This window comes from Streptomyces sp. NPDC094147 (genome assembly GCF_044764265.1).
In the GTDB taxonomy this organism is placed as follows: Bacteria; Actinomycetota; Actinomycetes; order Streptomycetales; family Streptomycetaceae; genus Streptomyces.
The window spans coordinates 1-11,091 of sequence record NZ_JBIWHT010000064.1; the positions used below are offsets into that span (position 1 = coordinate 1).

The 11,091-nt window shown below is 66.3% G+C and carries 9 protein-coding genes; 5 read left to right on the forward strand and 4 right to left on the reverse strand.

Annotation, left to right across the window (positions count from 1 at the left end; translation table 11 throughout):
* The first annotated feature begins 400 nt into the window (after positions 1–400).
* Both ACIQ8J_RS35370 and ACIQ8J_RS35375 read left to right on the forward strand, forming a co-directional pair.
* Positions 401–637: a hypothetical protein gene (locus tag ACIQ8J_RS35370; RefSeq protein ID WP_403278150.1), complete on the forward strand. Its 237-nt coding sequence runs from the start codon at positions 401–403 to the stop codon at positions 635–637.
* Between the two features lie 3 nt (positions 638–640).
* On the forward strand, positions 641–1,216 hold the full coding sequence (locus ACIQ8J_RS35375) for an HD domain-containing protein (RefSeq protein WP_403278148.1): 576 nt from the start codon (positions 641–643) through the stop codon (positions 1,214–1,216).
* Here the strand turns inward: ACIQ8J_RS35375 and ACIQ8J_RS35380 are convergent.
* Both ACIQ8J_RS35380 and ACIQ8J_RS35385 read right to left on the reverse strand, forming a co-directional pair.
* A complete protein-coding gene (locus tag ACIQ8J_RS35380; protein ID WP_403278146.1) occupies positions 1,204–1,671 on the reverse strand; it encodes an NUDIX hydrolase in 468 nt (155 codons plus the stop codon). The two genes, ACIQ8J_RS35375 and ACIQ8J_RS35380, sit on opposite strands and share 13 nt — an antisense overlap.
* Positions 1,658–2,428 (reverse strand): XRE family transcriptional regulator, encoded by a 771-nt coding sequence (locus tag ACIQ8J_RS35385; protein WP_403278151.1) that lies wholly within the window; start codon positions 2,426–2,428, stop codon positions 1,658–1,660. The genes ACIQ8J_RS35380 and ACIQ8J_RS35385 overlap by 14 nt, the downstream gene beginning before the upstream one ends.
* Before the next feature lie 97 nt (positions 2,429–2,525).
* Between ACIQ8J_RS35385 and ACIQ8J_RS35390 the strand changes: the two genes are divergently transcribed.
* The 3 genes from ACIQ8J_RS35390 to ACIQ8J_RS35400 all read left to right on the forward strand — a co-directional run bounded on the left by ACIQ8J_RS35390 (position 2,526) and on the right by ACIQ8J_RS35400 (position 4,541).
* Positions 2,526–3,218, forward strand: coding sequence for an HAD family hydrolase (locus ACIQ8J_RS35390; RefSeq protein ID WP_403278145.1), 693 nt, complete (start codon positions 2,526–2,528; stop codon positions 3,216–3,218).
* A gap of 105 nt (positions 3,219–3,323) precedes the next feature.
* Positions 3,324–3,482, forward strand: a complete 159-nt coding sequence (locus ACIQ8J_RS35395; protein ID WP_403278143.1) for a hypothetical protein — start codon at positions 3,324–3,326, stop codon at positions 3,480–3,482.
* A gap of 15 nt (positions 3,483–3,497) precedes the next feature.
* Positions 3,498–4,541 carry a hypothetical protein gene (locus ACIQ8J_RS35400; protein WP_403278141.1) on the forward strand — a complete coding sequence of 348 codons (1,044 nt, stop codon included), beginning with the start codon at positions 3,498–3,500 and terminating at the stop codon, positions 4,539–4,541.
* A gap of 64 nt (positions 4,542–4,605) precedes the next feature.
* Here ACIQ8J_RS35400 and ACIQ8J_RS35405 read toward each other — a convergent pair whose 3' ends face one another.
* On the reverse strand, positions 4,606–5,223 hold the full coding sequence (locus ACIQ8J_RS35405) for a hypothetical protein (RefSeq protein WP_403278140.1): 618 nt from the start codon (positions 5,221–5,223) through the stop codon (positions 4,606–4,608).
* A gap of 73 nt (positions 5,224–5,296) precedes the next feature.
* The gene (locus ACIQ8J_RS35410) at positions 5,297–9,943 is read right to left on the reverse strand and encodes a ricin-type beta-trefoil lectin domain protein (protein WP_403608137.1); all 4,647 of its coding nucleotides are present in this window, start codon (positions 9,941–9,943) and stop codon (positions 5,297–5,299) included.
* Positions 9,944–11,091: the final 1,148 nt, after the last annotated feature.

An 11,091-nucleotide genomic window follows, 5' to 3' on the forward strand; every position in this document is an offset into this window, starting at 1 on the left:
CACGATCCACGGCCGCGACTGTCTCTTCCCCACACCCACACCAACGAACAGCCAAGCCGACGGTCACACCAACAACCACTTCTGTTAGGACCTCTTAGCCGGTGCCGACCCCGGCGACTCGGACCCGCGCCTTTGTGCGTTACCTCATCTGCCCGAAACCCGGGAGGCGAGCAGCCACTCCTCGGGCTGCGTCAGCGGTCGTGTCGGAGAGACACGTGACTGCTTCGGCCGGACGGCACCGCGATGTGAGGTACAGAGCGTGCAGAACACGGACGCTGGCGCTGGAAACACTCCAATGGATACGGTCCCACTATGGGGACAATGACTCCAGATCTGGTAGACCAGCAGCCGAACAACGCCTGCACATCCTGGAGTTCATGTGCGGGCCCACCGGGCGGAGATGGCGGGCGAGATTTTCCGCAGGGGAGAACACCTCAACACGCCCGCGCAGTGGCGCTCAGTGCTGGCCCAGGAACAGGCTGCGCGGTTCGCGGCAGCAGAGCCCCCGCCGTATCGCCGATGCGCGCCTGTTCGCCATGAACCCGTCTCCAGCGCCATGTGGAAGCAGGCCGATGCGCTGGAGGGTCTCGCGCGTGATCTGGTCTCGTTCCTCGGCTCCCTCGAAAAGGTCGCGTAGACGATGTCACGACTGACAGGAGTGACGGACGTGGAGTGGGCATGGCAGATCGCGGAAGCCGACCTTGGTCAATCCCTGCCTCGGCGCTGGGCCCACTCGCAAGGCGTCGCCAGAGCAGCCGCCAGCCTCGCCAAAGTAGTGAACGATGACGCTGACCTGCTCACGTCGGCTGCGGTGCTGCATGACGTGGGCTACGCGCCGAGGCTGGCATCGACGGGATTCCATCCACTCGATGGGGCGCGGTTCCTTCGCGACGTCCACCATGCTGATGACCGGCTGGTGCGGCTGGTTGCGAACCATTCGTTCGCCTTGCTGGAAGCCGAAGAACGCGGGTTGCGTGAGGTCCTGGAGGCTGAGTTCCCGCTACTTGAGGACCAGTTACTGGTGGACGCGCTGGTGTGGTGCGACATGACCACCACACCCGACGGTGAGCGCACCATTGCCGAGGACCGGGTCGCGGAGATCGTCGGCCGCTATGGGGAAGACAGCCTCGTAGGCCGATTTATCCGCCGGGCGTCACCTGCGATCCTCGCAGCAGTGTCCCGCGTAGAGGAAGCGCGGGCGGCTCAGCCCAGGTAGGGGTAGGTGTCGGCCAGGTAGTCGCCGATCTGCTGGCGCATGCTGGGGTGGATGTCATAGTCGTCGAGATCGGCGGGCTGCACGAACCGGACACCGTCGGCCTCGTCATTGATCGTCGGCTCCCCGCCAACGGGGCGGCCGATGTAAGCATTCTCGTACTGCTGGCGGATCTCACCGTCCGTGTAGGCGACGATGTGGCGCGGGTTGGTGTAGACGCCGAGAAACCCGGTGACCTCGGCGATGATGCCGGTTTCCTCCAGGCATTCCCGCACCGCGCACTGAGCGGCGGTCTCGCCGATGTCCTGGGCTCCACCCGGGAGCGCCCACTGGCCGGTGTCGCGGCGACGTTGCAGCAGGATGGCCCCCTGGTCGTCGACGACGAGCAGGTTGCTGGCGGGGATGAGTGTGTTGGCCTTGGGCGCTTTCGGGTCGTTGTAGTACTCAGTCCTGCCCATGGGCGTCACGCTCCTCCTGGTCGGGGGTCCAGGGCCGCGAAGCGGCCCAGACGCTGTCGAAGCTGTCGGCGTAGGTGTCGAACCAGCCCGCGGAGTCTGCCCTTTTGAGGTGGAGTAACGGGTTGGCGCTGGCGGGCTGGCCGTAGACGTGCGGGTTGACCAGCAGGGTGTCGTCGTAGCGGAACCGCGACGTGTACAAGGTGGTGTCGTGTAGACGCACCTCGCAGCCGGCGTGGGGTAGCAGCGGCCGGTAGTAGGTGAGGGAAGCGCGGATCTTGGCGGCGAGGGTGTCGCCAATGCCTTCCTCCAGGCCGCGCACAGCAACGGCCTGGCCGGTCGGGTCGCCGAAGCAGAGTCGTACGCGCACCCCGTCGTCGGCGCGTGCAGCGAGCATCTTGGCGACGTGCGGGTTGGACTGGGCGAAGAACGTGCCGGAGAAGACCAGCACCGCAATCTCGGTCTCAGCCTCGCGCAGGAGGGACAGCCACATCTCGCGCGGGACGCTGGCCCGATTCTGGAAGGTGCCGACAAGCTCGGACCCGACCGCGCTGGGCTGCCGTGGCCCTCGTTGTGGGGCAGGCCACAGGAAGGACTCCTCCACGCGCAGATGCTGGGCGACGCTGAATCGATGCCGTGCGTGCGGCACCCGCCCGCCGAGCCAGCGGCCGACCGTCTTGGGGTCGACCTCGCAGGCTTCCGCGAGCGACTCGGGGGACACGCCGCGCTGGGCGAGCACGGAACGAAGCCGCTCATTCACAAGGGCCATCCAAGCCGAACTGACGATAGGCAAGCAAGGCGAGTACTGGGGTGGCCACAGGGGCTGGCTGATAGTGGACGATGCTTACGCTGGCGGTATGCCGCTCATCGTGCTGTGGGACATCGACCACACCCTCATCGACAACGCCGGCGTGAGCAAGGAGATTTACGCCGCCGCGTACACGGCTCTGGCTGGAACCCCACCGGGCAGGCCGGCAACGACCGAGGGCCGCACCGACCGCTTGATCATGCGGGACATGCTCCTGGGACACGGCAAGCCCGAACCCGTCTGGGAGACCGTTGAGGCCGCCCTCGCCCGGGCCGGAGAGGACCGGCTCGGTGAACTTCGCGAGCGTGGCACCGTCCTTCCGGGCGTACGCGAGGCACTCAAAGCCGCTTCTGTGCAGGAAGGTTGGGTGTCCTCGGTGCTCACCGGCAACATCATGTCCAACGCCCGAGTGAAGCTTTCAGCCTTCGGCCTCGACCCGCTGCTGGACATGCCCGTCGGCGCGTACGGAGCCGACGCCGAGGAACGGCCCGCACTGGTGGACGTCGCCCGCCAGCGCATCCGCAACCAGCGCCACCTGCCAGACGAGACGACTGTCGTCCTCGTCGGGGACACGCCGCGGGACGTCGAAGCAGCCCTCACGTCCGGCGCCGAGGTCATCGCAGTCGCCACCGGCATCCACAGCCAGACCGAACTCGCCGCAACAGGAGCCCACATGGTCTTGCCGGATCTCTCGGACACCACAGGTCTCCTTGAGCTACTGAAGCCACTCGCGGAGCAGTGAAAACGTCCTAGGGCGTCCCCGGACGGTCCCCTTACGAGGTGATGCGGTCCCCACGCCTCAGGCAACATCGGGCCTCCAGCCAGGCAACTGGCCACGGAGGCCCACATGATCGGCGAGGTCACCGGCATCCAGCGGATTCGGATGCTGCACTTCCAGCTGATGTACCGCTGCAACTTCGAGTGCCTGCACTGCTTTCACGGCGAACGGCTCAAGCACGCCGCCGCCTTCACCCTCGCCGAGGCGCAGACTTCATCAACCGCGTGATCAGCGAATACGGCATTGACGCCGTCACGCTGCTCGGTGGAGTGCCGTTCGTCTACAAGCACTTGCCCGAGGTCGTGCGGGTACGCGAAGCAGCAGAGCCTGCGAGTCGAGATCTGCACCAACGGCTACCGCATCGAACCCCGGCTGAAGGAGATCGCCTCCGACCTGGATCTGCTGCGGGTCTCCCTGGAGGGCATCGGGGCGTCCAACGACCACATCCGCAAACAGGGCAGCTACCACAGCGCCCTGAGCGCCCTCGAATGCGCCGGCGACCTCGGCGTCCGCAGCGGAGCGACCACGACGGTCAACGCGCACAACATCAACGAGGCCCTGCCGCTGGCCCGCACTCTTCAAGAGTTCGCAGTCGAGGAGTTGCAGCTCCATCAGATGCGGCCGGTCGGCAACGCCGCCGAACATCCCGAGCTGCTCGTCAACGGCGCCGCCGACTATGCCCGCCTGCGGCAGCAGCTCCAGGACGCGAACCTGACCATCGACGTGATCGTCGATGAGGACCTGTCCGAGTATGGCGCCCCGGAGATCTGCGCACCGGCCGGCGGCTCGCGGGAGATCGCGCGCATCGAGGCTGACCTGCGCGGCGCGCTCACCATGTCCTGCAAGGCCGTCGGCAAGGACTCGCACGCCTTCTGGTACGACAAGCAGGGTGACCGCATCATCTACCGCCCCTCCACCACAGACGAAATCACCCTCGCTGTACCGGACGTGGTGGACGCCCGTGCCTGGCCGACCGCTGTTCGAGAGCCTCGAAGGACTACGAGGCACCGGCAAGTCGATCATCGCCCCCTGCTCGCCGAGGCCCGCGGCGCCGTCCTCGTTCTCACAGTGCCGCCCGAGTACCAGCCGCTGCGGCGCGCAGTCGACCGGAACAGCAACACCGACGCCCGGATGCGCTTCTACCTCTCCGCGCTGCTCACCGCCACCGACGAGATCCAGCGCCACCTAGCCGTCGGCGTCCCCGTTGTCGTGGAGAGATACTTCGTCCGAACGCGAAGATCCCGCCCGATCAATCAGATCGGACGGGATCTCGTGAACTCTTCCTGAGTGAACTCAAGAACAGTCGTCAGGGATTACCTGGCGGGGTTTCGGCTTCGTCGATCTGTTGAGATCACTGGTTGCTCAAGGCGGCCCGTAGGTAGGCGATCAGTTCACCGGTCGGCACCTCGACCCAGTCAGCCCCGGGCACCCCAGGGCGAATGACCTCGTAACGTTCTTGATCCGGCTCATGTACCAGGACCTGACGGCTCGTTGCGTCCAACGGGTCCACATGCAGGCGGACGGCACCGTGCGTGATGGATGGGAACATGTGACGCAGTACCTCATCCGCATGGAGGCGGCGCAGAAGGTTCCACTGTTTCCGGTGGAACTCGGACGACAGAAGGCCGGACCACTGCAAAGAGGTGGGCTCTCCGTTTGCGACTGCCCTAGCGAACTCATCGAGTTCCAGGAACTCGAATCTCGCCTTCAACTCGCCGAGCGGCATGCCTTCCCGCCAGGCAGCGACAGTCTCCACGAGCAGCCCAAGGTCGTCTGTCGAGCCGATGTCCCAGTCGAACCCGGGAGCCTCCACGGCGAACCCGATAATGTGGACACGCACCCGGAACAGACGCTCATCGGTCGCAGGGTCGACCGACACGAAACCCCTTGTCGTTTCGATAACGATGCGGTCGCTGTCCCAGGGCGGTAGCCCGGTGTCGCATCCGCGCAGCTTCGCTGCCTCTTTCATGGCCGGTCCAAGGCCACCCGAAGTAGTCACGTCCGGGTACAGGTCTTTCCGAGGGGTATCCATATTCGCTTCCTCAGCAGTGGCAGTAGTCGATGATCGAACCTTTCACGGGGGGAAGTTCTCCCTTCAGCACTGATAGATCCGGCATATCTGTCGGGGCATTCAGTCGCATGGCTCCATCTGGACCCGTCGGTGAGTAGAACTTGACCGAATCCCACGGGCGCTGACCATTGACGAGGGCTCTCGCGATCATGGACATCTCGTAGTCCGTGGCACGTCCGGCCTGCCCGGCCCTCAGGCCACGCTGGGCGGCGTCTATGAAGGTTCCCTGTCCTTCCAGTCCGGTCATGTTGATGTGCAGTTCCACGTTCGGGTCGGCGATGGCCATTTCCGCGGTCCGGGCGAAGTCACTTGGGGACATGATGGAGAAGGTGGCGAACTTGTTGGCCCTGGCCCACTCGTCGAGCTTGCCGCCATTTTGCCACCCCAAGGCGATTTTGCAGTTGTGGACGAGGACAGGGGTAGCACCCGCCAGCACGAAGAACGTGTGCAGGTCGTCGACCGTGAGGTCGTAGACAGTCTGCGGAGCCATGCCCGAGCGGTCGTTGAGGGCGGTCACCGCGCGGACGGAGCCGTCCGGGGTGCGTAGGCGGTCGCCGACCTGCAGGTCGGAGACCAGCGTCCATCCGCGGTCCACCACGTAGAACTTGTGGCCGGCAGTGCTGGCCAGCATCCCCCCATCGGCAACAGTGATGTCCACCAGCCGCTGGGTGTCGTGCTTGAAGGTGTCGGTGACCTGTCGGGTCCGCAACTTACCGGTAGCCGGATCCGTGGCCGCGACGAGGTCTCCCACGCCCACCTGACTGATGGGCCGGCGCGAACCGTCCGCCATCAACACCTGAGTGGTGCCAGGGAAGCTGTTCACCTGACAGGCGGTGCGCAGGGCTTCGGAGGCGTTGACGGACTGCTCAAGCTTGGCGAGGGTCGCGGGGTCCAAATCGAGGATCTTGAGGCCCTTGAACGCGTCACCGACCCCGACACCGGTCTTGATGGCGGCATCCAGAGCCCGGATCCCGTCGAAGGCCTTCTCGAGCGCCTTGCCGGGGATGAAGTTGCTCAGCGCCCAGGCGCAGCCGCTGGCGCTGCCGTGATAGCAGTCGACGAAGTCCTGGACCAGGACCGCCTTGATGACCTTGTAGGTGAGGGTCTGCTGGATGAGATCCAGTTTGGAGAAGTACCGGGTGACGTCCTTCTTCAGATCTGGGATGCGCTTGCTCTCGACGAGCAGCGTGTCCCGCGCCGCGCAACCGCTGGCGCTCGCCGTGGTGTTGGGGTTGGTGCAGAGAAAGAAGTCGACCTTCGCGCTGAAGGTGACCGTGAACGTGGTGGTGCAGCCTTCGAAGCCGACCGTAATCACGCAGGGCTCATGCTGCTTGGCGTCGGTGATCTCGATGCTGTCCTCGTCGACGACGTACCACGTACCGCCGACTCCGGTTCCCGCACCGGTCGAGACCTGCTTGTTCGCGGCGTTGCGTGCCGCCGTATCGGCAGCTGTCTGGGCGTCCTTGGCGAGCTTGTCGGCGTCTTTCGCGGCTTGTTCGGCTTCGGTTGCTGCGGTGTTGGCGCGGTCGGCTGCGGCTCGGGCGTCCTTGGCGTCCTGGGTGGCCTGGGCTGCCGCGGTGTGGGCGGCGTCCGCGTCGAGGGCCGCTTGGTCGGCTGCGGTGCGGGCGTCCTTGGCGTAGCCCTCTGCGGTGCCGGCTGCGGTGTTGGCGGCTGTGGCGTCTTCGGTTGCCTGGCGGTCGTACTCGATGGTGCGGGCCAGTGAGTCGGCGGCTTTGGATGCGGCGGTGGCGGCGTCGGAGGCGTAGCCGAGGGCTTCCGTGGCGTAGCCGCGGGCGTCGGCCGCGTACCGGGCGGCGTTCGCCGCGTGCTGGTAGGCCTCCTTCGTGTCTGCCTGGGCCTGGTCGGCGAGAGCCTGCGCGGTGGCCGCTGCCTGCTGGGCGTTGGCGGCGTGGGCGTCGGCGACGGCTTTTTGCTGGTCGGCGATCGTCTTGGACGCCTGGCCGGTCAGGACGACCAGTCCGGCTGCCGAGTCGGTGGTGATGTAGGGGGAGCCGAGCTGGATGGCGTCGTTGGCCGGCTTGGCGACCTGTGAGGCGGCGTTGCCCGCGTCCTCGGCGGCCTGTGCGGTGACGTGGGCGTAGCCGGCGGCCTTGGCCGCTGCCTCGACGGCCTTGCCTGCCTCCTTGCTTGCCTCGTCCGCCTGGGTCTTGGCGGTTTTCGCCTTCTTTTCCGCGTCGTTGGCGAGTTTGACGGCCGTGTTGGCTTCGGAGGAGGCGTGCTGGGATGCGGCGATCGCGTCGGCTTCGGCGCTGGTCGCGGTCGTCACGGCGGCGTCGGCCACGAGCTTGGCGGCCTGGGCGCCGTCCGCGTCGGAACGGGCCCGTTTGGCGGCCGCTTCGGCGCGGGTGGCTGCGGCGTCCGCGTCGGCGGCCGCCTGGCTCGCGGCGTCCGCCTCGGTGCGGGCCTTGCCAGCGGCTGTTTCGGCATCGGCCGCGTGCTTGGATGCTTCATCGGCCGCGGCCCTGGACGCCTTCGCCTGGTCGTCGGAGGCGTGCGCCTGGGCGTAGGCCTCCTTCGCGTCGGCCTTGGCGCGGGCCGCATCGGCTTTCTGCTGGGCATCCCAAGCGTCGTCCCGCTTGGTTTTCGCGTTGTCGCGGGCCGTGACGGCGCCGTTCTTCTTCTCGACCGCGGTGGCTTCGGCAGCCTCTGCCTTGTCCTTGGCGTCCTTGGCCTTGCCCGCCTCGGCCTGGGCGTTCTGCTTGTGCTGAGCAGCCTCGGCCTGCTTGGCGACGGCGGTCTCCTTCTCCGCCTTCGCGGTCGCCGACTCGGCCTCGGCGGCCAGCCGCTTGGCGTGCGCGTCGGCAGCAGCCGCCTTGGCGTTGGCCTCGGCCTTCAAGGTGTCGGCGAGCTTGGCCTCCGCGGTCTCCTTGTCCTTCTTCGCATTGTCGCGGTGGATCTTCGCGGCATCGGCTGCGGCCTTGGCCTGCAACTCGGCCGTCTCGGCTGCCTTCTTGCGGAACTCGGTCTGCACCTGCGCCGCCTGGGCCAGCGCCCGCTGCGCGATGGTCTGGCTGTCGCCGGCGGAGGCGCGGGTGGCCGCCTCCGCGGTCTCACCGGCCTTCACCATCGCCTGCAGAGCGGCCACCGTGCCCTTGGTGACCTGATCCTTCTGCTGGCCGACCAGCAGGCCCCGGCCACGCGGCGCTCCAGCGGCATCAGCACTGGTATAGGCGACCTGCATAGCCGTCTCCGAGGCGGTGGCGGCCTTCTGCGCGGCGGCGAGCTGGCCCCTGAGAGCCTCCAACTGCTGCTTCGCGCCCGTCTGGGCGCCTGTGGTGAGCGACTTGGCCTGGTCGAACTGGGCCTGGACCGGCTGGTCGGTGGCGTGGTGCCCTGTGGGCTTGACGTCGAACTGCTGCGCCGGGGTGCCGTTGCACGGCCACAGCCACGTGTCTTTGCCGTTGTCGAAGGTGTTCAGGTCCAGGCACTTGCCCGCGCCGACGTTCTTCAGCGGCGTGGTGGCACGCAGGTTGTACTGCCATGTCTGTGCCGCGGTCCCGTTGCACGTGTAGATCTGGATCTTCGAGCGGTCGTCGGTCTTCCCGCCCGCCACATCAAGGCACTTGTAGGAATCGTGGCTCTGGAGGTGAGGGCCGGTGTCGTCGCTGTAGAGAATCCACTCCTGTGCAGCTGTGCCGTTGCACGGCCACAGCTGGACGGGGGTGCCGTTGTCTCTCCGGCCGCCCTCCACGTCCAGGCACTTGCCCTTCGCGGCATGCACCTCGACCACGGCCGGCGCGTCACCGACCCATCCGGCACCGCCGGGGGCCCAGTAGTCCTGCCAGCGGGCGAGACGGTCGGCCACCGCCGAATGGCCCAGCAGCTCCCCCAACGCCTTGGAACCGGCGACCAGACCCGTGGTCGCGTCCTTGCTGGCGTTGAGGATCTGGTTGCGCTGCGGGGCCTGGGCGGCGATCTCCTGCTGCCACTCCGCCGAAGCTGTGGCCGTGATGCCGTCCAGCACCGCGTTCGGGTCCAGCGGGTTACGCCATCCACAGGACGCGAACCGCGACTTCACATCCTCCACCGCGATGCGGTACTCGGCTGTACCCGGCTGCGGCCCAGTGCGCGGAAACCCCCCAGAGGCAAGGAACATACGCGCATCGTCCGCACCCTTGCCCCAGGGCGAGTGCATCCAGTCGAACGCACTGCGCTCGGCGGAGTTGCCGTCCGGTGTGCTGGGAGCAGTGAGCGGGGTGTAGCGGGGGTTTCCCAGGGTGTCGACGGCCTCACGCGTCTTCTCGTCGAATCTGGGGGTGGGGTCATCGTAGAAGTCGGTCTCGTGCTTCCACCACCGATCCGCGATCCACTGGGTCAGACCGGTCTGGGTGTAGAAGCTCTTGCCATCACCGATGTCGTGGGTACCGGGGGGGCTCTGAAATCCCCCAACGCGCCGGGCCCAATCGTTCTCTACTGCGGAGATGGCATTAAGTTCTTTGTCCGCCGTGTCGCGGTCCTTCTGGTACGCGTCGGCGAGGGGTGTCTGCTGCCAGAATTGCCGGTTGGCCAGGGCGTGCAGCATGTCCGCAGGCTGGTTGAGACCGTCCATAGCGGTCTGGGTCATGGAAGGACCGCCCAGCCGCAGTACATCCGCCATCAGACACTGGTCCTGCCGCAAGTCTTCAGCGGCGGTTTCCTCGTACCAGGGCATGGACTGGCCTGTCGGCCCAGCATCTCGCCCGGGGTCCAGCACGCCAGGCTGGATGGCCAACCCTCCCAGAACGGCCAGGGCTGCCACCGATGTGATGACGGGGGTCAGGATCGAGGATCTTCGTGATCCAGGTATTCGGAACCATGATCTGGAGCGCAACAGAGCATCCCTCTCTTCACTCAAAGGCGGTACGGGCCCAGGGGAGGGAATGGCCAAAGACAGAGGGAACCTTGGCGCCCTGAACAAGCGTCAGGCACGCACTACACAGAATGAATCGGTGCGCGCAGCGACTGGCATGAAGGCACGACGACGGAACCACTACCCCTGTACGACGGCGCCCCCCCAGGTCACCGAATGACTGACGTGCGCTCGGGTCGGTCAAGATCCGCCACACGCGGCGCTCACCATAGGCACCCGAATCCGAACGCCACAAGGAAAATTCGGGGCATCCCAGGACGCGCACACACCGCTCCCGAGGAAGCGAAGTCGTTCCGGAATGCACCCTTCCTATGTGCATGCTGAGTGTGGCTTGACTGGTTTCTGTGAAGCGGAACACTCGCCGAGGTTCTAGGTAACCACCCCTCACCACCTGCCGGGTGACGCACATCACAGCCTGCGGCTGCGTGAGCCGACGCCCCGCTCACCACGTACCGGAGAACAACGTAGGGAGCGTTTGATCCGTCCTGGACGCTGTCGAAGCCGGTGGAGAAGCCGTCGCACCTGCATGATCACGACACTGGCGCGGGCGCCGACACGGCACTCCCTCTCATCGTCTGAACCCACACTGAGCTCTTTCAACTCGGCCTCGGGAGGGTGATGGTGCTGTCGCGGGTGAATCGCCGCGGACCATGGGCTTCGGAAGCTGTCAGCGTTCCACTCCAGCAGTCCACGTCACCCGATCGGTGGCCGAGTTGAAAGAGCTCACTGAACCTCTTTCATCCCCTCTCCTATGGGTGAAGGTGCAGGTCGGCGAGGGGGTATGTGACATGGCGAAGCCCTCGTCGTTGGTGTGGTGATTCCACTCATCACATCGACGCCGGGGGCTTCGTTGGTTCCGTATCCTGCCATGCTCGATGTCCCGCACGAGCTCGTCG

Excerpts from the sequence above, each read along its gene's own strand:
- ACIQ8J_RS35410 (WP_403608137.1), bottom strand. The coding sequence starts at position 9,943 with ATGGCGGATGTACTGCGGCTGGGCGGTCCTTCCATGACCCAGACCGCT.
- ACIQ8J_RS35370 (WP_403278150.1), top strand. The coding sequence starts at position 401 with ATGGCGGGCGAGATTTTCCGCAGGGGAGAACACCTCAACACGCCCGCG.
- ACIQ8J_RS35375 (WP_403278148.1), top strand. The coding sequence starts at position 641 with ATGTCACGACTGACAGGAGTGACGGACGTGGAGTGGGCATGGCAGATC.
- ACIQ8J_RS35390 (WP_403278145.1), top strand. The coding sequence starts at position 2,526 with ATGCCGCTCATCGTGCTGTGGGACATCGACCACACCCTCATCGACAAC.
- ACIQ8J_RS35380 (WP_403278146.1), bottom strand. The coding sequence starts at position 1,671 with ATGGGCAGGACTGAGTACTACAACGACCCGAAAGCGCCCAAGGCCAAC.
- ACIQ8J_RS35395 (WP_403278143.1), top strand. The coding sequence starts at position 3,324 with ATGATCGGCGAGGTCACCGGCATCCAGCGGATTCGGATGCTGCACTTC.
- ACIQ8J_RS35405 (WP_403278140.1), bottom strand. The coding sequence starts at position 5,223 with ATGAAAGAGGCAGCGAAGCTGCGCGGATGCGACACCGGGCTACCGCCC.